The 23,389-nt window shown below is 35.7% G+C and carries 21 protein-coding genes; 17 read left to right on the top strand and 4 right to left on the bottom strand.

Annotated elements, in window-relative coordinates; translation table 11 throughout:
* Nucleotides 1-34: 34 nt before the first annotated feature.
* Nucleotides 35-991 (bottom strand): phage baseplate protein, encoded by a 957-nt coding sequence (locus SFC47_RS17890; RefSeq protein WP_411255673.1) that lies wholly within the window; start codon nt 989-991, stop codon nt 35-37.
* A gap of 310 nt (nt 992-1,301) precedes the next feature.
* Between SFC47_RS17890 and tagH the strand changes: the two genes are divergently transcribed.
* The gene (tagH, locus tag SFC47_RS17885; RefSeq protein ID WP_411255672.1) at nt 1,302-2,924 is read left to right on the top strand and encodes a teichoic acids export ABC transporter ATP-binding subunit TagH; all 1,623 of its coding nucleotides are present in this window, start codon (nt 1,302-1,304) and stop codon (nt 2,922-2,924) included.
* A 52-nt stretch (nt 2,925-2,976) separates the two neighbouring features.
* On the opposite strand, the gene tagU is transcribed toward tagH, so the two are convergent.
* A complete protein-coding gene (gene tagU / locus SFC47_RS17880; RefSeq protein ID WP_411255671.1) occupies nt 2,977-3,897 on the bottom strand; it encodes a polyisoprenyl-teichoic acid--peptidoglycan teichoic acid transferase TagU in 921 nt (306 codons plus the stop codon).
* Nucleotides 3,898-4,126: 229 nt separating this feature from the next.
* Between tagU and SFC47_RS17875 the strand changes: the two genes are divergently transcribed.
* The gene (locus SFC47_RS17875) at nt 4,127-4,279 is read left to right on the top strand and encodes a YwzD family small protein (RefSeq protein WP_411255670.1); all 153 of its coding nucleotides are present in this window, start codon (nt 4,127-4,129) and stop codon (nt 4,277-4,279) included.
* A gap of 35 nt (nt 4,280-4,314) precedes the next feature.
* On the opposite strand, the gene SFC47_RS17870 is transcribed toward SFC47_RS17875, so the two are convergent.
* Nucleotides 4,315-5,079, bottom strand: a complete 765-nt coding sequence (locus SFC47_RS17870; protein WP_411255669.1) for an SGNH/GDSL hydrolase family protein — start codon at nt 5,077-5,079, stop codon at nt 4,315-4,317.
* 595 nt (nt 5,080-5,674) lie between these two features.
* Nucleotides 5,675-5,860 (bottom strand): Spo0E family sporulation regulatory protein-aspartic acid phosphatase, encoded by a 186-nt coding sequence (locus SFC47_RS17865; RefSeq protein WP_411255668.1) that lies wholly within the window; start codon nt 5,858-5,860, stop codon nt 5,675-5,677.
* Nucleotides 5,861-6,068: 208 nt separating this feature from the next.
* On the opposite strand from SFC47_RS17865, the gene SFC47_RS17860 reads away from it, so the two are divergent.
* The 15 genes from SFC47_RS17860 to SFC47_RS17790 all read left to right on the top strand — a co-directional run bounded on the left by SFC47_RS17860 (nt 6,069) and on the right by SFC47_RS17790 (nt 23,293).
* Complete coding sequence (locus SFC47_RS17860; protein WP_411255667.1) at nt 6,069-8,120, top strand: PAS domain-containing hybrid sensor histidine kinase/response regulator; 2,052 nt, start codon at nt 6,069-6,071, stop codon at nt 8,118-8,120.
* A 270-nt stretch (nt 8,121-8,390) separates the two neighbouring features.
* Nucleotides 8,391-9,116: a LytR/AlgR family response regulator transcription factor gene (locus SFC47_RS17855; RefSeq protein ID WP_411255666.1), complete on the top strand. Its 726-nt coding sequence runs from the start codon at nt 8,391-8,393 to the stop codon at nt 9,114-9,116.
* Nucleotides 9,117-9,470: 354 nt separating this feature from the next.
* Nucleotides 9,471-10,220 (top strand): YveK family protein, encoded by a 750-nt coding sequence (locus SFC47_RS17850; RefSeq protein ID WP_411255665.1) that lies wholly within the window; start codon nt 9,471-9,473, stop codon nt 10,218-10,220.
* The gene (locus SFC47_RS17845) at nt 10,210-10,914 is read left to right on the top strand and encodes a CpsD/CapB family tyrosine-protein kinase (protein WP_411255663.1); all 705 of its coding nucleotides are present in this window, start codon (nt 10,210-10,212) and stop codon (nt 10,912-10,914) included. Before SFC47_RS17850 ends, SFC47_RS17845 begins: the two co-directional genes overlap by 11 nt.
* Nucleotides 10,915-11,016: 102 nt before the next feature.
* Nucleotides 11,017-11,781, top strand: a complete 765-nt coding sequence (locus tag SFC47_RS17840; protein WP_411255662.1) for a tyrosine-protein phosphatase — start codon at nt 11,017-11,019, stop codon at nt 11,779-11,781.
* 326 nt (nt 11,782-12,107) lie between these two features.
* Nucleotides 12,108-13,934, top strand: coding sequence for a polysaccharide biosynthesis protein (locus SFC47_RS17835; protein ID WP_411255661.1), 1,827 nt, complete (start codon nt 12,108-12,110; stop codon nt 13,932-13,934).
* Between the two features lie 33 nt (nt 13,935-13,967).
* Nucleotides 13,968-14,858, top strand: coding sequence for a UTP--glucose-1-phosphate uridylyltransferase GalU (galU, locus tag SFC47_RS17830; RefSeq protein WP_411255660.1), 891 nt, complete (start codon nt 13,968-13,970; stop codon nt 14,856-14,858).
* Between the two features lie 595 nt (nt 14,859-15,453).
* Nucleotides 15,454-16,098, top strand: coding sequence for a sugar transferase (locus tag SFC47_RS17825; RefSeq protein ID WP_411255659.1), 645 nt, complete (start codon nt 15,454-15,456; stop codon nt 16,096-16,098).
* A complete protein-coding gene (locus tag SFC47_RS17820) occupies nt 16,099-16,923 on the top strand; it encodes an aldolase/citrate lyase family protein (RefSeq protein WP_411255658.1) in 825 nt (274 codons plus the stop codon). It begins immediately after the preceding gene.
* Between the two features lie 23 nt (nt 16,924-16,946).
* Entirely contained in the window at nt 16,947-17,849 is a 903-nt protein-coding gene (locus tag SFC47_RS17815; RefSeq protein WP_411255657.1) for an NAD(P)-dependent oxidoreductase, read from the top strand.
* A 130-nt stretch (nt 17,850-17,979) separates the two neighbouring features.
* Nucleotides 17,980-19,245 carry a glycosyltransferase family 4 protein gene (locus tag SFC47_RS17810; protein ID WP_411255656.1) on the top strand — a complete coding sequence of 422 codons (1,266 nt, stop codon included), beginning with the start codon at nt 17,980-17,982 and terminating at the stop codon, nt 19,243-19,245.
* A 1-nt stretch (nt 19,246) separates the two neighbouring features.
* Complete coding sequence (locus SFC47_RS17805; protein ID WP_411255683.1) at nt 19,247-20,293, top strand: polysaccharide biosynthesis protein; 1,047 nt, start codon at nt 19,247-19,249, stop codon at nt 20,291-20,293.
* Nucleotides 20,294-21,148: an SDR family oxidoreductase gene (locus SFC47_RS17800; protein ID WP_411255655.1), complete on the top strand. Its 855-nt coding sequence runs from the start codon at nt 20,294-20,296 to the stop codon at nt 21,146-21,148.
* A gap of 13 nt (nt 21,149-21,161) precedes the next feature.
* Entirely contained in the window at nt 21,162-22,289 is a 1,128-nt protein-coding gene (wecB, locus tag SFC47_RS17795) for a non-hydrolyzing UDP-N-acetylglucosamine 2-epimerase (protein WP_411255654.1), read from the top strand.
* Nucleotides 22,286-23,293 (top strand): glycosyltransferase, encoded by a 1,008-nt coding sequence (locus tag SFC47_RS17790; protein WP_411255653.1) that lies wholly within the window; start codon nt 22,286-22,288, stop codon nt 23,291-23,293. Before wecB ends, SFC47_RS17790 begins: the two co-directional genes overlap by 4 nt.
* Nucleotides 23,294-23,389 lie beyond the last annotated feature (96 nt).

Raw genomic sequence — 23,389 nt, 5'->3', positions numbered from 1 at the left:
GCAGTCCTTTGGACTGCTCTTTTTTTACATTTTATTATTGAAACGATATAGTAGGGAATATTTTTTCCTTTTTAGGAGAATGGTACACATACAACCGATTTATCCTTTTTCCAGGTGCACCGGTAACAACCCCAATATATAGGCTTTTTTCTCCTGTATTAGGATTTGTGTACATAAATACCCCTTCAGGTTCGCGGAAATTTGATTCGTAAGGAGCGAGGTCCATGCCTGAGGTTATTTGTTCTTTTAGAACAATGTTGCCAGTTGTAATATCAAAAACAGTTACTAAATCTTTAAATTTCTTTCCATTAGTATCTCCTGTTCGCCAATAAATAAATTTCCCATCAAGTGATAAACCTTGAAGGTATGATAAATCTGTTGGTACATCAAAGGAATAGAGTTTTCTATTACGATTATTTAAAACATCCTCAATGTTGTAAACATCCACCTTTTGTTTTTTGCCAACTCGTTGCCGAACAGCTATTTTTCCATTTTTATTATCTATTGAAGGTGCAATCTGTACCTTTGGATCAGTGTTAATTAGGTCAGAATATCTTTCTAGACTTGGAGATGATGGTGTGTAAGTGGCACCTCCTATATATTTAAAACGCACAAGGTCATGTCCAATCATGGTGCCTTTTTTATCCACTTTATCATAGGAACTCCAAATATAAACAATGCCATCCGTTACTTCAACACCTATTGATGTTCCGTGACCGCCATAAGTTAATGTCATGCTGTCAATCATTATTCCGTCCATTGTTGTCTTTGTGATAACAAAAGACTCTGCTCCTTTATTGTCCTGTCCACCCTTAACTTGAGAAATATATATATGCCGGTTTATTTCATCTATTGCAAATGATTGCATAACTGTTTTTTCAGATACTTGAAGTTTTGTATAATAACTAGGTGTTTCCTTTTCAAATTGAAACCTCTTTTCCTCCATATTTTTTTCTATTAGCATGAAGGAAGATATAAAGATAAAGAACATGATTGCGAAAATAAGAATCAATATTTTCTTTTTTTTATTTTTCTTTCTAATATGTCTGGGCAAAAAAGTCATGTTTACCTGCTCTCTATAGTTGCTATTTTAAAAAATGCCTTCTTGAAAATGTCCTACTATTATACCTTAGTGAGAATGACTAAGGATAGCGTCTTTATTCCTATTAATTGATTAAATAAACTTTCTACCTGTTTATTAGTTTCATTTAATTATGGTAATATGAGGTGAGTGAAAATACTATTAAAATATGTAATTTGTATGTAGGAATTAGGATGATTTGGTTAGATAAGGAGAAAACATGAGTACTTCAGTAGCTTTTAAAAATGTTATTAAACAATATAAGATGTACAAAAAACCATCCGATAAAATGTTAGATTTGCTCATACCTAAGGGTTACGGCAGAGATTTCTTTGCGCTGCAAAATATTAGTTTTGAAGCAAAAAAGGGAGATATCATTGGTATTATCGGTGTTAATGGAGCTGGTAAATCGACATTATCCAATTTAATCTCGGGAATCGTTCCACCAAGTGATGGCAAGATAAAAATTAATGGTGCTGCCTCCCTTATAGCAATTGCGGCAGGACTTAATAACGAATTAACCGGTAGAGAAAACATTGAATTGAAATGTTTAATGCTTGGGTTTTCTAAGGCTCAAATAAACGAATTAATGCCTGAGATTATAGATTTTGCTGAAATAGGGGATTTCATTGACCAACCGGTTAAAAAATATTCCAGTGGGATGAAATCAAGATTAGGATTTGCCATTTCCGTAAATATTGATCCTGAAATATTGGTCATTGATGAAGCTCTTTCAGTGGGAGATAAAATATTTGCACAAAAATGCCTAGATAAAATGAACAGCTTTAAAGAAAAGGGGAAGACAATATTCTTTATTAGTCATTCTATTGGTCAGGTAAAGGAGTTTTGTCAAAAGGCCCTTTGGCTTGAGGCAGGAGAAATTAAAGCATATGGAACAATTGAAGAAGTAGTCCCTCAATATGAGGAGTTTATTAAAAATTATAACAAAATGACCCAGGAAGAAAAGAAACAATTTAACTCAGAAATAAACCTGCGTAGAAGCAGGTTGCAGCATGAACCGATTCCGACAGATAGGGGCATGGAAACTTCCAGAAGCAAGGTACCGAGGAAGAAGCCAAAGAGTAAATTTAATATCTTTCGCTCCTTTTTAGTTCTGTTGCTGTTTGTGGCGGCAGGAACAACATATGCAAATTGGGATAGTGTAAGTAACATTTTAAAGCAAGAAGAAAAGGTATCAGAGGCCAAGGCGGAAAAACAGGTGGAAGCTGAGACACCGCCTGCAGAGCCTGTAGAGGAAACCGTAGAGACGGTAGCAAAAGACCTTCGGTATGTTCATATTGAGGCAGGATTCGTGAGAGATGCTCCGAATTTATCTTCTAGTAACAAAATTACGATGGTGACTTTCGGGGAGTCGATAACGGTTAAAGAAATCGCGAAGGACCCTGAGGCAGACTTTAATTGGTTAAGGTTCTCCCTGCCTTCAGGCCAAGATGGTTGGATTAGTGAGCGTTTGGTAACTCAAGTAGCAACACCAATTGATGAAGCTGCATTTATGTCAGGGTTGGAACAATTAGTACAGTTAGATGGATTCTCTTCATCTATAGGTGTGATTGGAAAATCTCAAGAACAACTTTTGGATTCAGAAATAAATAATCTTGAGATTACTTATGATGAAAATAACTTGGTGAGAGAATATAGCATCGATTTGAACGATATCCCAATGGATAGTCTAGCCGAACTTGTGGGACAACCCAATGTTCAACAAGATGATACAGTTTCCTTATATCACGGTTCAACGGTCGACTTTATATTGAGTATAAGAAACGGTTCAATAACGAGTATGACAGTAAAAAGGGTTTCAGAAGAAAATAGTAGCATTTAAAGAATAACAAAAAAACTGATAGGGATTGTCCCTATCAGTTTTTTGATGTAATTTATTGTAGCTCCAACTGCGCCTTTAACTCATTTTGAATACGAGTCTGTTCATCCTGCGGAATTTGCAGATAATAAATACCATTGATTCTAGTACCATTACCCTTCATTTCCATTTGCTGAATGTTGTTACCGGCCAATTTGTAGTTCTTTTGAATATCAACCATTTGGTCAAAAGTTAAGTTAGTTTTAACATTGTCACCGATCGCTTTAAAGATATCTGAGAAATTGGTTAAGCTTGAGATGCTCGCACCTTCTTTAAGAACAGCTTGGATGACTTGTCGCTGTCTAGTGTTACGGCCAAAGTCACCGTTCGGGTCTTCTTTACGCATTCTAACGTAAGGCAGTGCTTCTTCACCGGTTAAAGTGATTTCGCCAACTGGGAAATGAACACCATCATAGCTGAAATCAAGAGTGTTATTAACGGTAACACCGCCAACTGCATTAACGACGTCTTTAAAACCTTCCATATTTACCTTCATATAATAATCAATCGGGATATCTAGGAAGTTCTCGACTGTATCCATGGCCATTTCAACACCGCCAAATGCGTGTGCGTGGTTAATTTTGTCTTGTTTACCTCTTCCGATGATTTCTGTACGTGTATCACGCGGAATGCTAAGCATTTTAACGGAATTGTTTGTCGGATTAACGGTTAAGACGATAATCGTGTCGGTACGGCCTTTGTTGTTCTTAGAATCTGTACCAAGCATTAACACTGAAAACGGCTCTTTTTCGACAAGCGCTACTGGTTCTTCACGCTTTTCTGTTTTACGTTCCACTGGTTCGTGCATCGTGTCAACAGCAGTTCTAAATGACTTATATACAGTGAAACCATAAGCTCCACCAGCAATCAACAGGACAAGAAAGATAATTCCAGTTACCTTTAACCATTTCTTTCCCTTTTTATTATTAGATCTCATATGAGAATACCTCCGAAAAATTTACATTTTATTTAACGCCTAGAAAATAGAATACCAAAATTGTAGGTAAATAGATAGAAGAAAGTTATTACCAACAAAGAGAAATTTAATCAATAAAGTTGATTACACAAATATTTCAAAATTACATTAGTAGACAAATTATTTACAAAATTTGAGAAGTTTAGTAGAATAGGCGAATATAATAGAGAAGAAAGGAGAAATTTGCTAAATGGAGATGAATAGGAAGGAAGATGAGTTTCCTCCAAACGAATTCTTTGATATTGTCAAAAAAGCGTATGACCGCGGCGTAAGTGAGCATGGTTTGACACTTCAACAACTACTAGATGATTTGAAAAATGACCTTTTGAAGTTAAAGGCTTAATATTATATAGAAGAAAAGGCAAACTAGGTGTATTCCTAGTTTGCCTTTTTGTTCACGAAATATTCAACAAGGAACTGCGACCATACCTGGTAGCCCGTTTCATTCGGTTCAGTATCTCCATTAAGATAATTTTTGATTTCCGGGTTATCTGTGGCCGGCCAAGCTTGCCAGTGGTCAAGATAGGTTACGTTGTTTGCAGCTGCATATACCTTTAATGCTTCCACCTGGTCTGCATAATAATTAGGAAGATAGAATGGATTAGATGGCTGCAGAATAAAGGTGGTGTCTGGATTTGCTGCCTTAATGTCTTCCATTATTTTGGTTACATTGGCTAAGGTTGCGTCTATCTTAATGCGGCCATTATCATTTAAAAGAAACGGCTCAATGAGAATGAGCTGTGCTTTTTCAGCCGCTAACTCCAGCTGCTTGTTTTCAGCGACGATAGCTTCAGATGTTAGGTCGTATGTATGGACAGCTGTTTGCAGCTTATCGCTGCCAAAGCTTTCGATTAGACTCTGGGTAACGTTTTTCTCCCACTCCATCAAGGAAGAACCCACAAACAGAATCTTAAAAGGAGTCCCTTCTTGCATATGTAACTTTAACTGCTCCCTTGCTGACTCTGGCCAATTTGCTGCTAGAGCCAAGTATTGATCAAAGTTGACTTCATTGGTCACCTGCTGTTCGACTGCAGGTGCCTGGGCAACTGCATTGGCGGCTGTCTCCTTATTCCAATGGATATGACCATACACAAGCACGCCTAAACATACTAATCCCCAAAGGCCTGTGAGAAAATACTTCATCCATATACCTCCAAAATTAATAAATTCTTCCTATCATTATAACAAACTATGAGCGGCTTGAATGATTCCATCCGCAAAAAGTCTGCATTTTTTTACAAATATCGCGAAAGATATGGGTATTTTATATTATATAGGAGGATACGCTCGGAAGTGGCAGGTGAAATTGCTGCGTTGATTAGTATAATAGAACTTGAGGAGTTACGTAGTTATCGGAGGAATTTGCGGATGAAACCCAATAAAGTGTGTGGGTATATCAAAATTGAAAATGTATGAAGGTAGAGCAAGAATTTCATCCTAAATAAAGGGTTGTGTTGAAGTTAAATGTTGATTTCCCTGTGTTTAGAAAATAAGCGGAGTTTTTCCGCTTAACTTGGGAAATTCCCTAATTTCCTTAATAATAAGCGGAGCTTTTCCACTTATTATACCAAAATCCTTGGATTTTGCCTTATTAAAAGCAATTAACCGGAATATCTCCACTTAATATGCTTCAAAAGCTTCATCTAGATACAATAACCGGAAATTCTCCGCCTATGAATACTCAACCCAAATGATATTCAGCAACGAATAAAAACAGAGCCAAATAAAAAAGGAGCGACTACAAAAGGGAAGACTCATTTCCTTTTGCAGCCGTGTTATTTTGTAGAGCTTGTTCTAATAGGTTAATTAATGTATCTAATTGTTTTTGGCATTCAATGGTTTCTTCAGCTGTCGTTCCAAACTGTTGTGTTAATTCTTGCAGCTTGAGCTGTGTTTCTTCAATCATTACTAGCAAATAATTCATAGGATCTCCTTAGAAATGAATGATATGACAAAATGATAACAGAAAAATTTCAAATATTACATATGCTGGTCGCAATATGGACCGTTACGTATTTAACATGCCCCATGGACGGTGTGAAAAGAAGCGGCACCCTGTATTTAGTAATTATCATCAATTGTTTTGGGGGATAGTAAGTCTATAGGTTTGTGGAGAAGGGGGGACCCGAGCGGTGGGGAATTTTACTATGATGATTATCGCATTATTGACTATTGCCTTAATCGCTGCCTGTTATAAAATCTACAAAATGAGAACTCTGGTCCATTTAGGTGTTGATCTTTCAGAGTTAAAAAGGGAAAAAGAGAACCTAGAAATTAGAGTCAAACGATATAAGAATATATTAAGTGTGATGCCGGAGGGTGTTCTTCTTTATGGGGCGGACCACAAGAAAATACCTTTGAATGAAAATGCCTATAAAATGTTTAATATGGAAATTGAGACATTTCATGAAAAGCTGAACATTTTGGAATCAAACTTTCCTTTCGTAGATAGTGATGGAAATCCATTAGCACTAGAAGATTATCCAGTTGCGATTACTTTAAAAACGGGTGATTCGATAACAGGGAAAGTCATAGGCATTAAAAGAAGCACAGGAAAAACAAGATGGATATCGATAAATACAAAGCTTCTTGAGCCAAGAGATTCAACAAATGTCCCCCAAGTTTTAGTGACAATGATGGATGTTACGAAGCAAAAAGAAACCGAAATTAAACTAAGAGAATCAAATGCATTGTTGAGAACGATCATTGATAGTATCCCAATTGGAATCATTGTGATTAATAATAACCGTGAGATTGTCGCCGTAAATCGGCCATGCTTAGAGCTAGTTAGAATTAAGGAGCCAATCGAGGATTTAATCGGTAAGTCTGCAGTCAACTACTATTCTCCATTTTATAAGAATAGTGAGGAAGAACGGGAAAAAGTGAAAATTATTTTAGCCAATAATGTGCCTGTGGTCGATGAAGTCGAAATGCAGAATGACCGATTGATTCAAAGAAGCTATTTTCCTTTTTATATCGAGGAAGAATTAAAGGGCCATTTGTGGACTTTTGAAGATATTACCGAGCGGAAAGCGATGGAAACAGGAATACTAAGGGCAAAAGAGGATGCGGTAAAAGCGAATATGGCTAAATCAGCGTTTTTAGCGAATATGAGTCATGAGCTGAGGACGCCGCTGAATGCGATTCTTGGCTTTTCGCAATTGCTGGAGATCGAGGAAACACTGAATGAGAAGCAGCGTACCTTCGTTAAGGAAATTTTAAAAGGCGGAGGGCATCTGTTGGACTTAATTAATGAAGTATTAGATCTTTCAAGAATCGAATCGGGAAAACTAAAACTATCATTTGAAAACATAAAAATAGCAAGTGTCATCGATGAATGTATAAATTTCGTAAGACCAAATGCAGCTTCTAAAGGTATTACGATTACGAAAAATGAGAACGAATGTGAAACTGATTTTGTATTTGCTGATCAAATAAGACTAAGACAGATTCTGCTGAACCTATTAGATAACGGTATTAAGTATAATCGTGAAAATGGGGAAGTCATCATCAGCTTTGAATCCAAGGATGACTTTGTGACGATTCATGTCCGTGATACAGGGGTAGGAATTCCGTTCGAGGCTCAACAGGAAATTTTTGAACCCTTTTACCGTCTTGAACATCCATTTATCGAAGGGACGGGGATTGGCCTTGCCCTCGTTAAACAGCTGACGATCTTAATGGGAGGAAAGCTTGGAGTAGAGAGCCAAATCGAAGTGGGCAGTGATTTCTGGATTAGCCTGCCAAGGGTTCAAGCAAACATAGGTGACGCCCTGATGTCGCTTGAAGAAAATGAAATGACCCTGCCAGAACACGATGAGTTTACCATTCTCTATGTAGAAGATCAGCTATCCAACCAGCTATTAGTAGCTGAAATCCTTAAAAACGTACCTGGAATGAAATTACTTACAGCAGCAACTGGCACCGAAGGTCTCCGGGCAGCTACGAATCAAAAAATGGACTTAATCATATTGGATCTGCATTTGCCTGATATGAATGGAGAAGAAGTGTTTGAAAAGCTAAAATCGAACCCGCAATGTACAGATATCCCAGTGATCGCGCTGAGTGCGAATGCGATGAAGGAGGATATCGACCGCACCCTGGCGATGGGCTTTAACGAATATATCACAAAGCCATTCGACGTTTCTGCTTTTATCAAGGTGATCTTAAAACATTTGCAATAAGCACAACTGGGTCTATGGAAATGTGGTGAATTTGTGAATTATGTCGTAATATGTGCTTTTGATGACACAGACGGTCCCTATAAGCGGCTAAAATGCCGTTTTACGACATTATCATGGTTTTTGTCGAATGGATATATTTTATGAGAAAAGATACAATTGATAGGTAAAAATACTAGTCGTTTTAAGACAAAATGGTTCCTTGATCATTCGTATTGAATCCCCAAGAAGTGTTTACAATGAATGGTAAATTCGAAATAAGGGAGGGGTTAGATGGAAGAATTCAAAGTAGTAATTGCAGAGGATGACATTCCTTCTAAGACCCTTCTTTCCTATTTTATCGAATTATTATCTGAATATAAGGTAGTTGGACAAGCTTCTAATGGCAAAGAACTCATCGAAGTGGTCAAGAAGGAAAAGCCTCATATCGTGTTAGTGGATATTCAAATGCCCTTACTAAATGGGGTAGAGGCAGCGAAAATTTGTAAAGAAATGTTTCCTTTCCTTCAGGTGATCTTCACAACGGGTACCGAAGCGTTTGCCGTTGAAGCATTCAATATTTCAGCGATTGATTATATTGTGAAACCAATTGAAAAGGTCCGCTTATTTAAAGCATTGGAAAGAGCAAAACAAGCACTCCAATACCATGCACGAACAGAAAAGAAGCCAGTTATCCAAAATAAACTGGCCATCAAATCAAATCATGCAATCCTATACATTACAATAGAAGATATTCTTTATATTGAAAAAGAAGGAAGAAAATCAATTATCCATACCGTAGAGGGCCGCTATGAATCCCTTGAGTCACTGCAGGAATTGGAGGACAGACTGCCTGACTTTTTCTTTAAGACACATCGTTCCTATTTGGTGAATTTACGGAAAATCATCAAGATTAAACCGCTTGGAGAAACCTATATAGCTGAATTTTCTGTCCCTCAAAAGCGCGCTTCTATTTCGAAGTTAAAGATCCATGAGGTGCAGCGATTAATGGGAGTATAAGATAGGTTTATAACTGCGGGGATTTCCTTTTTAGTAGGAGATCCTTTTGTTTTATTGCTGTAATTTATGCTTGTGTAATATTTTCCAATTACAAAATACGACAAATTCTCACAAAATATCATGTTAAGGTTATTAAGTATTCACAAACTGTCCATTATCACTAAATAGATAGTCTGTGAGATATTACTTATTAAACTGTAAATATATCTCAAAAAAATCATGATCATAAAACAAAAGGAAAAAAATAAATATTCAGCATTCGCCATAAAACGACAAATAGCGACAGAATTTCGTGATATAATACTTTTTGTTTTGTAAGAATTGTAATAGGTACAAAGTAATAGGGAGGATATTATGGAAGAGACAATAAGTTTAAAAGAATTACTAGAGACGTTAAAGAAGCGTCTTGTGATGATCATACTCATTACCATGACAGCCGGTTTAGTGAGTGGCGTCATTAGTTACTTTTTTCTAACCCCAATTTATCAGGCTTCGACACAAATTCTCGTGAACCAAGCAAAGAGTGAACAAACACTCTACAGTCCAAGTGAAGTACAAACCAATCTTCAATTAATTAACACCTATAATGTCATTATTAAAAGTCCCGCTATCCTTGACAAGGTAATTGAGCAACTTGACTTGGATATGACAGCAAGCCAATTAAATGGAAAAATCACAGTCGGCAGTGAAAAGGATTCACAGGTTGTGAATATTGCAGTCCAAGATCCGAATGCAAAGGCAGCTGCGGATATTGCGAATAAGATCGCTGAAGTATTCCAAAATGAAATTGTTAAAATTATGAGCGTCGATAATGTAAGTATCCTTGCGCAAGCAACGGTTGCTGAGAATCAGTCTCCGATTAAACCACAGCCGGTCATGAACGTAGCGATTGCCATCGTGGTTGGATTAATGGCAGCTGTTGGTTTGGCATTCTTACTTGAGTATTTTGATAACACAATCAAAAACGAACAAGACATCGAAAGAATCTTAGAGCTTCCTATCTTAGGGACAATTGCTCAAATTGACGATCAAAAGATGGAAGAATTGAAAATGAAGAAAGCAGCAAAAGCAAGAGCAGGAAGAGGTGAGACATATGGCGTTTAAGCGAAACAAGAAATTCAAAATGACTGACCCAAGCCGTAAGTTGATTGCAGCACTTGACCCGAAATCACCGATTGCTGAACAATACAGAACGGTTCGAACAAATATACATTATTCTTCCGTAGACGAAGAGCTTAAAGCCATCATGGTTACCTCTTCTGGTCCAGCTGAAGGGAAATCCACTACAGCAGGAAACCTGGCAGTCGTTTTCTCACAGCTGGGTAAAAAAGTATTGCTTGTGGATGCTGATCTCAGGAAGCCGACGGTTCATCGTACGTTTGGTGTGAATAACCTTTTCGGCTTCACTACGGTTTTGACGAAGCAAGCAACACTTGGAAGTACAGTTCTTGATACAGAAGAGAAGGATCTATATATTTTAACGAGCGGACCGGTGCCACCCAATCCTGCAGAGCTATTAAGCTCAAAATCTATGGAGCAATTTCTTGAAGAAGCAAAAGAACAATTTGATTATGTCATTTTTGATACGCCGCCATTATTGGCAGTAGCAGATCCACAAATTCTTGCGAATAAGGTCGATGCTTCTATTTTGGTTGTCTATAGCGGCAGGACGGAAATTGAACAAGTAAAAAAGGCGAAGGATTTGCTCGTAAATGCACAAAGTAAATTGGCTGGTGTTGTGTTGAACCATAAAGAAATGAAAGATAATGACTATTACTATTATTATGGTTCAAAATAACTAATTTTCGACAAAGTTCCCCCCTTTACCTTCGCTTTCGACGGTGTTACCATGAATATTGTCGGATAAAAATAACAATCTTTTGGAAAGAGAGTGTGGCTTATGATAGATTTGCACAGTCATATATTACCAGGTATAGATGATGGCGCACAGTCTCTTTCTGAAAGTATAGAAATGGCAAGGAAAGCGGTTGAACAGGGGATTCATAAAATTGTCGCAACACCGCATCACTTGAATAACACGTATGAAAATCCGAAACAAAGTATTCTTGCTAAGGTAAAAGAGTTAAACGAAGCATTACTAGAAGAAAAGATAGAGTTAGAGGTCGTGCCGGGTCAGGAAGTAAGAATACATGGTGAGATGTTAGAAGGATATGCGGCTGGAGAAATTCTGCCAGTTAATCATACTCCCTATATATTAGTAGAGTTTCCATCAAACCACGTCCCCAGATATACGGAAAAGTTGTTTTATGACTTGCAAATGAAGGGGCTCATTCCTGTAATTGTCCATCCGGAACGAAATCGAGAGGTCATTGAACGCCCTGAATTACTGTATCAATTGGTAAAGAAAGGTGCATTGACACAAATTACAGCAGCTAGTATTTGCGGGGATTTTGGAAAGAAAATCCGGAACTTCTCTCTTCAATTAATAGAAGCAAATCAAACTCACTTTATTGCATCGGATGCTCATAATATTAGAAATCGTAGTTTTAAGATGAGGGAAGCGTTTGGTGTAATTGGTCAAAAGTATGGGAACGAATTGGTCTACTACTTTGAAGAAAATGCTGCTCTGGTGATTGGTGGTAAGCATGTCTACAAAGAGGATCCAGAAAGAATTAAAAGGAAAAAACTATTCAACTTGTTTTAAATCCAACTAAGCCTATAAGTATAGAAAACAATAACTAAAGTAATTTCAGGTATAACTCCCTGAACGGCGAGGCTCCCTGTCCGTTATCCATGTGAGCACTCGATTATGCTGTGGGAAGGGAGACATTTCGCCAATCCTTAGACGCCTGTCGTCAAAAGTATGATGCGAGGATAGGTTGAATGCCTGATTTTAAAAATAGAAAAGTAAAAATAATAAATAGCTAATGAAAGATCAGGTTAAGTAAAACTTGAGTTTCCATTAGGTATTTATTTTTTTGTCAAAAAATTCAATTTAATCAAATAAAGAGATAAAGGGGGAATGTTCAAGTGACATATAAAAAGAGATTAACGACACTTGCCATTTTGGATTCGATTATTGTGCTAACGGCTATCTACATAAGCTATTGGACGCTAAATCCATCGATACATATCTTTAAAGTTCCAATGTTATTTGTTACGGCACTTACCTTGTTAATTTGCCATCACTTATTTGCTTCCATCTATCATCTTTATAATAAGGCTTGGCAGTATGCGAGTGTCGGCGAACTGATTGCGATTGTTAAGGCGGTTACATTTTCAATTACGGCCACTTCGGCAATGCAGCTGTTAGTATTTCATAATACCTATGTAAGAGCATTATTAATCACCTGGATGCTGCATGTGTTGTTAATTGGAGGGTCAAGGTTCTCATGGAGAATGTTCCGGGACAACATTATGAATAAACAAAAGAATATTAAAAAGACACTTATTATCGGGGCTGGTTCTGGTGGAACAATGGTGGCTAGACAGTTATTGAATAACCATGACATTGACCTAAAGCCTGTAGCATTTATTGATGATGATCCGAAAAAGTTTAAATTAGATATTCTTGGAATACCAGTTGTTGGTGGATCGGATAGAATTGCACAAACGGTTGAGAAATACCAAATTGAGAACATTGTGATTGCGATTCCTTCATTAAAGCAAAAGGAGTTGCATCGTATTTTTGAGGAATGTTCAAAAACAACTGCAAAAACACAAATCATTCCAAAGCTTGAGGATTTAATGACAGGAAAAATTTCTGTTAATCAATTCCGTGAAGTTCAGGTGGAGGATTTATTAGGAAGAGATCCAGTGGAGTTGGATATTGGCAGTATCTCAGAATATGTAACCGGAAGGACCGTGTTAGTAACTGGTGCTGGTGGTTCGATAGGTTCAGAAATCTGCCGCCAGATTTGTAAATTTAATCCTAGTAAAATTGTTTTGGTTGGTCATGGTGAAAATAGTATCTATTTAATAGATATGGAATTGCGAAATCAGTATCAAAACCGTATCGAGATAGTACCGGTGATTGGTGATATCCAAGATCGGAATCGAATCTTTGAAATCATGGAAGAACATCGGCCGTTTGTGGTTTATCATGCAGCAGCACATAAGCATGTTCCGTTGATGGAATATAATCCTCGGGAAGCGGTCAAGAATAATGTGTTTGGTACGAAGAATGTTGCGGAGGCGTGTGATACATTCGGTGTTAATACATTTGTTCTGATTTCTTCCGATAAGGCTGTAAATCCTCCTAATGTCATGGGGGCAACGAAGCGGTTTGCAGAGATGATTATTCAGAGTTTAGCAGAACATAGTAATACGAAATTTGTTGCTGTTCGGTTTGGGAATGTACTTGGTAGTCGTGGCAGTGTTATTCCGCTATTTAAGAAGCAAATTCAGGCTGGTGGGCCGGTTACGGTAACGCATCAGGATATGACACGCTACTTCATGACGATACCCGAAGCCTCGCGGCTTGTTATTCAGGCGGGATCCCTTGCACGTGGCGGTGAAGTTTTTGTTCTTGATATGGGTGAGCCGGTTAAGATTGTTGATCTTGCTAAAAATGTGATTAAGCTTTCTGGCTATAATATAGAAGAAATCGGGATACATTTCACAGGGCTACGTCCTGGGGAGAAGATGTATGAAGAGCTACTGAATGAGAATGAGGTTCACCCTGAGAGTATTTTTCCTAAGATTCATATAGGAAAGGCGAATGTCCTTCAGGCGGAGGTTCTAGGTAAGTTAATAAGCAATCTCCTAGAGATGTCAGAAGGAGAAATGCATGATACGTTAATTGCAGTTGCTAATAATAAATATGAACTTTCACCGATATTAGCTACAGCGAAATAGATTAAGAGATAAATAAATAAAGGTGGAATGAATATGAAAAAGGTACGGAAAGCAATAATTCCAGCAGCAGGATTGGGGACTAGATTTCTACCAGCTACGAAGGCAATGCCAAAAGAGATGCTGCCAATTTTAGATAAACCTACGATTCAATATATTGTCGAAGAAGCAATTGCTTCTGGTATTGAGGATATCATCATCGTAACTGGAAAAGGAAAACGGTCAATTGAAGACCATTTTGATTTTGCACCAGAGTTAGAGCAAATCCTTAAGGAAAAAGGTAAATACGAGTTACTTAATAAAGTTCAATATTCTACTAATCTTGCAGATATTCATTATATCCGTCAGAAGGAACCCAAAGGATTGGGTCATGCTGTATGGTGTGCGCGTAATTTTATTGGTGATGAGCCTTTTGCGGTTTTACTTGGAGATGATATTGTTCAGAGTGATACCCCTTGCTTAAGACAATTGATGGATATTCATGAAGATACTTACTCATCAGTGATTGGGGTCCAGCCTGTTCAGGATAATGAGACACATCGTTATGGGATTGTTGAACCTTCAGTTCAAGAGGGGCGTAGATATCAGGTTAAAAATTTTTTTGAGAAGCCTGAACCAGGAACGGCACCATCTAATCTTGCGATTATGGGACGTTATATTCTAACGCCGGAGATTTTTATGCTCTTAGAAAAACAGAAAACTGGTGCTGGTGGAGAGATTCAATTAACGGATGCGATTCAAAGGTTGAATCAGATTCAGCGAGTGTTTGCTTATGATTTTGAAGGTAAACGTTATGATGTTGGGGAAAAAATTGGTTTTGTGAAAACAACTTTGGAGTTTGCTTTGAAAGATGAAAGTATGAAAAATGAATTGCTTGAATACTTGAATTATCGAATAGAAAAAGAAAAGATTGTGAACAGAGTATAGATTTTCTAACTTTTCGTTGTAAAAACGGTGAAAATGGGATTTTTAAATGGTAATAATCCCTTACCATTTTCGAAAGTAGGTACTTGATTATGCTTTGGTATGAAAGATACATTAGACACCATTGGTTGTAGGAGTTTATTTGTCAACTCATTGGAAATTAAGAACATATAACATTGATTGTTTATTAAGTATATGAGTTTGCATTTTCAGGTAGTATGTCCATCTGGAGATATTAGCCTTAACAGTTGGGGATACTACCTGCAGCTTTCATCCTAAAGGGTAAGAAAATTTAGATGATGATATAGAAGACGGTAGTACATTTTGGTAATTTATAAATGGATTATCGTATTGGTATAGTTCTTACACAGATTGAATTGTAAAAGGAAACTTACTCTTATAGTTAGATAGAAAGCACGCGAGAGGCATTTGGGATAAGAGGATGTAGTTTAGTGGTTTAGTAGTTGATTGGAATAAAACTATTACAGATTTCAATTAAGTCCTAATCTACTAAAGTATAGTTATAAAAATATAATTTTATTATGTTAAAAATAAAATAGAGTAGAGGAGTTTTGAACTAATTATGATTTATAAAAAAGTGAAGAGGTTATTGGATATCGTTTTATCTCTGGTTGGGCTGATAATCCTTTTTCCGATTTTGTTAATAGTAGCTATAGCTATCAAAATGGAATCAAAAGGGCCAGTGATTTTTCAACAAGAACGCCTCGGATTACATGGGAATGTATTTAAGATATATAAATTTCGTTCAATGTGTGTTGGTGCTGAAAAAAGCGGAGTATATGAAACTAAAGGGGATGCTAGGGTTACTAAAGTGGGGAGATTTATTCGGAAAACTAGTATTGATGAATTTCCCCAATTTGTAAATATTATAAAAGGCGATATGTCAATTATAGGACCCAGACCTACTTTAACTTACCATCCTTGGCAGCTAGCAGAATATACTGAGGTGCAAAGTAGAAGATTCGATGTTAGACCAGGTGTAACAGGATGGGCACAGGTGAATGGACGTAAGGAAGTCCATTGGGATAAAAGGATTGAATACGATGTTGAGTATGTTGAGAACCTTTCATTTGTATTTGATTTAATGATTTTTTTCAAAACAATCTTAAAGGTACTGGCGATGAAGGACAATGTAAATGTAAGTGAAACTGCTAAGATAGTTAAAGGTAAAGGACAGGAGTCTGAAATGGCAGCAACCATGGAAGAAAGAAGGAATAACTAAATGACTTTAAAGTTGATGTACATTACAAATCAAGAAGAAATTGCCAAAGTAGCAGAAAATAGTGGTGTAGATTGGATTTTTATTGATCTTGAGATTAATGGAAAAGATGCACGACAAGGCCATTTGGATACAGTCATATCTAGACACAGTATAGATGATGTAAAAAAAATTAAAAAAGTCCTTACCGATTCAGAATTACTTGTTCGAGTAAATCCGATATATGAAGGTTCAAAAGATGAGATAGATAGTGTAATTAATGATGGAGCAGATATTGTAATGCTTCCTTTTTTTAAGACAAGAGAAGAAGTTGAGCTTTTTGTCAATTACGTAAATGGTAGGGCTAGGGTTTGTCTTTTGTGCGAAACTACGGAGGCTGTAGAAAATATAGACTCAATTTTAAAAGTTCAGGGTATTGACTATATTCATATTGGATTGAATGATTTACACCTTGGTTATAATATGAGGTTTATGTTTGAGCTTTTAGAAAATGGAACAGTTGATATGCTCTGTAATAAGTTTGAGGCTAGAGGAATTCTCTATGGCTTTGGAGGGATAGCGCAACTCGGACAAGGAGCTCTCCCTGCAGAGAACATTATTACAGAGCATTATCGTTTAAACTCTAACATGGTGATTCTATCTAGGAGCTTTTGTAATACTAAAATAAGCACAGATATTAGAATAATAGAAGAAATTTTCAAATTAGGGGTAAATGAAATAAGGAATTTTGAAGCAAAAATAATGGGCAAGGAAAAAACTTTCTTTGAAGAAAACAAAAGGGTTGTTAAGAATAAAGTGGTGGAAATTGCTTATTCAATTACGAAATAGTTATTAGAAGAGGAATGTATAATATGAAACTATTACTTACTGGGGCATTTAAATATAGTAAAGAGCAACTAAGTAGTTTAATGTCACTTGGATATGAAATTGTATATATTCAGGATGAGAGAGTTCCCATACAAGTGGATGTTTCAGATATTGACGCTGTAGTTTGTAATGGTCTATTCCTATATAATGACATCAAAAAATTTAAGAACCTAAAATTTATACAACTTACTAGTGCCGGTCTTGATAGGGTGCCACTTGATTATATTAATGAGCAGAGAATAAAGATCTTCAATGCTAAGGGAGTCTACAGTGTTCCGATAGCAGAGTGGGTGGTACTAAAGATTTTAGAAATTTATAAAAAGAGTAAGGAGTTTTATGCGGCTCAAAGTGAACATAAATGGGGAAAACGACGTGATTTACTTGAGTTAACAAATAAAACAGCAGCCATTATTGGATTTGGTGATGTAGGATCAGAGGTTGCTAAGCGACTTAAGGCCTTCGATGTGACCGTGCTCGGTGTTGGTAGGCGTAAAACGGAATCTATATATATTGATGAATATTATTTAGTAGATGATATAGATAAAGTCCTAAAAAAGAGTGACATTATTATTTTAACTCTTCCTCTTACATTAGAAACAAGTCATTGGCTTGACAGAAAAAAAATTAAAATGATTAAGGATAATTGTGTTCTCATTAATGTTTCCCGTGGTGGAGTTTTAGATGAGTTTGCTTTATTAAGGGCTATTCAAGATGATATGTTTCTGGGAGTAGCTCTTGATGTATTTGAGGACGAGCCTTTATCTAGTAACAGTCAATTATGGGGGCTAAAAAATGTTATTATTACACCCCATAATTCTTTTGTCTCTGATAAAGTCAATGAAAGAATGTTTGCATTAGTTATTAAAAACCTGACATCATTCAAATGATGAACTCGAATAAATTACTAGAGTAAATATTACTAGTATTTAATTTTAAAGATTATCATAGCAAGGGTATAAAGGAAATTTAAAGCCGAAATAAATATAAAGATACGAATTTTTAAGGATGGTAATTTCTGTGAAAATTTTAATGTTTAGACCAACTTATTACCCCGAGATATCTGGTGGGACACATCTGGGGATCGATTTAATAAAAGATTTAATAAAAGCAGGTCATGAAGTTGTACTTATAACACCTGCACCTTGGAGAGTTTCAGAGGACATTAAGTTAAAATATAAGAATATGAAAATTGAAAAGCAGTATAATGACAAATTAATAATTAATAGAGTTTACATCTCTGCAAATGAAAAATCAATCACATCTAGAGCAGTTAGAATGTTACTACTTACCTTAGGAATGTCTTTCAGGGCTTTAAAAGAAAAAAATGTTGACATAATAATGAGCCACTCAATGCCAGTCTTTATTGGTCCTATCAGCGTCCTGTTAAAAAAACTAAAAAGGGTTCCATTACTGTATCTGGAAAGTGATGTTGTCTCAGAGTCAGTCATATCTACAGGTATAGCAAAAGAAGGTTTGAAAAAAAAGTTATTATATTCTATGGGGAAAACTTTAGAAAAAATCTCATTAAAAGGTAGTGAATATATTATAACTGTGTCAGAACTATTTCGAAAAAGAAATATTGACGATGGTATCCCAAAGGAGAAAATAGAAGTTATTTATAATTGGATAGATACAAATAAGGTTACTCCTATTCCTAGAAAAGATAATATTTTATTTGATAGATTTCAGCTAGATAGGGATAAATTTTATGTTACTTATTGCGGGAACTTAGGCCTACCCCAGAATGTGGAAATTATAGTTGATGCAGCTAAAGGTTTAGAACAAATCAAAGACCTTGAATTTGTAATTATAGGTGGTGGAGTAAGACAAAAAGAAATAAAGCAGTATATTGATGATTCCAATGCCACAAATATCAAGTTCTTTCCATTACAACCATTAGAAGAAGTTTCATATGTATATAGTTTAGGGGATGTTGGAGTTGTTTTGGGTAAAAAGGGAACTTCAAAGAATGGTTTTCCTAGTAAAACATGGACAATGATGTCTACCGGTCAGGCTATAATAAGTTGCTTCGATTTGGAAAGTGAATTGAGTGCTTCTGTCATCGAAGGAGAGTGTGGAATTGCAATTGAACCCGATTCTCCTGAAAAATTAAAACAAGCTATTTTAGAAATGTACAATAATAAGCAATATGCTAAACGATGTGGATTGAATAGTCGTAGATATGTAAATGAATATTTTTCCAGAAAAATTGCTACAAGAAAATATATAAATGCCTTAGAAAAGTTAGTTTCAAACAAAAATATTATGAATGGGGATTATTAAAATGTTCAAAAATAAAACACTATTAATAACTGGTGGTACGGGATCTTTTGGTAATGCAGTAATGAAAGGATTTTTAAATACTGATATTAAAGAAATTCGGATATTCTCCCGTGATGAGAAAAAACAGGATGATATGAGGAAGTTATACAAAAATGAGAAACTTAAGTTTTATATTGGCGATGTTCGCGATTTAGCAAGCGTGAAGAATGCAATGCATGGGATAGATTATATTTTTCATGCGGCCGCACTAAAGCAAGTTCCTTCTTGTGAGTTTTTTCCTTTAGAGGCAGTTAAGACGAATGTAATTGGTACAGATAATGTTATTACCGGTGCTATTGAGATGGGGGTCAAAAAGGTTATTTGTCTTTCCACAGACAAAGCAGCATATCCCATTAATGCAATGGGAATTTCAAAAGCTATGATGGAAAAAGTGTTTGTAGCTAAGTCTAAGACGGTTGATTCAGATAAAACTTTAATATGTGGAACCCGATACGGAAATGTTATGGCTTCTAGAGGTTCTGTAATTCCACTTTTTGTAGAACAAATAAAAAGTGGGCAGCCAATAACAGTCACTGATCCAAATATGACAAGATTCTTAATGAGTCTAGAGGAGGCAGTTGAGCTTGTAATTTTTGCATTTCAACATGCAGAGGCAGGAGACATTATGGTTCAAAAAGCACCTGCATCAACGATTGGTGATCTAGCACAGGCACTTAAGGAATTATTTAATGCTAAAAATGAGATAAAAATCATTGGTACCCGCCATGGTGAGAAATTGTATGAAACCCTTCTTACAACAGAAGAGCATATTGTTTCTGAAGATTTAGGTGGATTTTTTAGAGTTCCAGCTGATAAAAGAGATCTTAACTATGATAAATACTTTGTTGAGGGTAATGAGCAGCTACAGCAAAATGAAGATTACAACTCTCACAATACTGAAAGATTAAACATTGAAGAAATAAAGCAAAAACTACTTAGTTTGGATTATATAAGAGAAGAAATTAGAAATTGGACGAAGAAAGTTAGTGAGTTGGAGGAGGTAAGATAGATGAAAATACTTGTACTTGGTGCAACTGGTATGGCGGGTCATACAATTTCTATATACCTTAAAGAAGCTGGGCATGAAGTTACTGCATTTAGTCGAAGGCCAATTGAATATTGCAATTATGTATATGGGGATATTACGAATCTTTCCTTTGTAAAAAAACTCATATTAAATGGTAAATATGATGCAGTGATTAATGCGATAGGTTTACTAAATCACGATGCTGAAGATAACAAATCTTTAGCAGTCTTGTTAAATAGTTATTTACCACATTATTTAAGCGATATTACAAAGAATATAAAGACACGAATCATTCATATGAGTACAGATTGCGTTTTTTCTGGTAAGACAGGTCGCTATTCAGAAACATCATTTAAAGATGGGGAAATTTTTTATGACAGAACAAAAGCACTAGGTGAACTAGAAAATGATAAAGATTTAACCTTCAGAAACTCAATAATTGGCCCTGATATAAAAAAAGATGGTATTGGGCTCTTTAATTGGTTTATGAAGCAGGAGGGCCAGATTAATGGGTTTACAGAAGTAATCTGGAATGGTGTAACCACATTAACCCTTGCGAAGGCAATGGAACAAGCTTTAACAGAAAACCTTACAGGACTTTATAATCTAGTAAATAATGAAACTATTAGTAAATATGAACTTTTAAAGTTATTTAATAAATATATTAAAAATAGTGAATTAGAAATTTTAAAATGCGACAAGCTCTCTTTAGATAAATCTTTAATAAATAACAGAAAGGATTTCTCGTTTAATGTACCAAGTTATGAACAAATGGTAATTGAAATGAAGGAATGGATGGAGAACCATCAAGATCTCTATCAACATTATTTTAAGTAGGAGAGAAAACAAAATGAAAAAATTAAAATTAATGACTATAGTGGGAACCCGGCCAGAGATTATTAAACTTTCTGAAGTGATTAAGAAAAGCGATAAGTATTTTGATCATGTACTTGTTCACACCGGCCAGAATTATGATTACACACTAAATCAAGTGTTTTTTGATGATCTAGGGATTAGAGAACCGGACTTCTATCTTGAAGTAGTTGGTGAAAACTTAGGTCAAACAATGGGGAATGTCCTCGCAAAGTCCTATGAAATTATGATACAAGAGAAGCCGGATGCTTTACTTGTACTTGGAGATACTAATTCATGTTTGAGCGTTATATCAGCAAAAAGACTTAAAATTCCTATTTTCCATATGGAAGCAGGAAATAGGTGTTTTGATGAAAATCTACCAGAAGAAATTAATAGAAGAATTGTTGATCATACAAGTGATGTGAATCTCTGTTATACGGAACATGCTAGGAGTTATCTGAATTGGGAAGGCGTTCCTAAAGAGAGAACGTATGTTGTTGGATCGCCTATGGCAGAAGTGTTAAGGGTGAATGCAGATAAAATCAATAACAGCAAAGTGCTTAATACAATTAATTTGGATAAAGGGAAGTATATCCTGCTTTCTGCTCATAGAGAAGAAAATATAGATAACGAAGAAAACTTCATGGCCTTAATGAATGCTGTTAATGCAATGGCAAATACTTATGATCTGCCGGTCATTTACAGCACTCATCCAAGAAGCAAAAAGTTTATTGAGCAACGTGCATTCAAATTCCATCCGAATGTGAGAACCTTACAACCATTTGGATTTGCTGACTATAATTATCTTCAGCAAAATGCATTCTGTGTTGTTTCTGACAGTGGGACTATTGCAGAGGAAGCGTCTTATTTTAAGTTTCCAGCAGTATCAGTTCGTACGAGTACTGAGCGTCCTGAAGCATTTGATAAGGGGAATATGGTGATAGGAAGTATCACAACAGAACAAGTCCTTCAAGCAGTCGATATGGCAGTTCAGATGAATGCCAATGGTGATTTTGGCGAAAATGTTCCTAATTATGTGGATGAGAATGTGAGTTTGAAAGTTGTTAAATTGATACAGAGTTACACAGGATTAGTTAATAAGATGGTGTGGAGAAAATCATGAAGATAATGGTTTTTGATGTTCCGGCTGAAAGTGGCGGAGCTCTAACGGTTCTTCATGAGTTTTATAATGAATTCAAAAAGGATATATCAAATGAATATATCTTAGTAGTTAGTAAGCCGAAATTAAAAGAAACCCAAAATACAAAAGTGCTTCGATTTCCTTGGATTAAGAAAAGTTGGATTCATAGAATATTTTTTGATCAATTTATTGCACCTAGGTTGATTAAGAAGTTTGCAGTTGATAAGGTAATTTCATTACAAAATATTATGATATCTCATTCTAAAGTTTATCAGACTGTTTATGTGCATAATGCATTGCCTTTTTCAGACTATAAATTCTCGATATTTAGAAATAAGTTTCTTTGGTTTTACCAAAATATTATTGGTAAGAGGATATTATCTTCTATTAAAAATTCTGATCAGGTTATTGTACAAACTGAATGGATGAAAAGTAATTGTATTAGAAAATTAAATATAGATGAAAAGAAAATAATCGTTATGCCACCAAAAGTCAGTTCTAAGGCAAAAGGAATGTTTGATTGTACAAATACTAGTTTATCTACTTTCTTTTATCCAGCCAATGGGGCGGTATTTAAAAATCACAATATAATAATTGATGCATGTATTAATCTTAAAGATAAGGGCATCTATGATTATAAAGTTATTTTCACACTTAATGGTAATGAAAATAAGCACATTCATGAGTTATTTGTAAAAGTGAAGAGTTTAGAGCTGCCAATATATTTTGTTGGAAAGCTTTCACATGAAACCGTTTTTGAAATGTATTCGAAGTCAGTATTAATTTTCCCTTCAAGTATTGAAACGGTTGGATTGCCATTACTAGAAGCGAAAATTCATAATTCACCTATAATAACGTATAAGCAACCTTTTTCGGAAGAAATCTTAGCTGGATATGAACGTGTAGATTTTTTTGTGGATTTAGATTCTACTGTAATTAGTGATTTGATGAAGAAAATGATTAATAGGCGATTAGATTACTATTGATAAAATGGGTAGTAGGATTTCAGAGTGGTGGATAGACTTATAATAATTTATTAAACAAATCTAATGTGTCCAATGAATTCTTGTAATAATTCTTCA

The sequence above is a fragment of the Neobacillus niacini genome, assembly GCF_046591715.1.
Lineage (GTDB): Bacteria > Bacillota > Bacilli > Bacillales > Cytobacillaceae > Neobacillus > Neobacillus niacini_L.
Note: the sequence above shows the minus strand (reverse complement) of the source record. Positions and strands in the feature narration are given on the sequence as shown.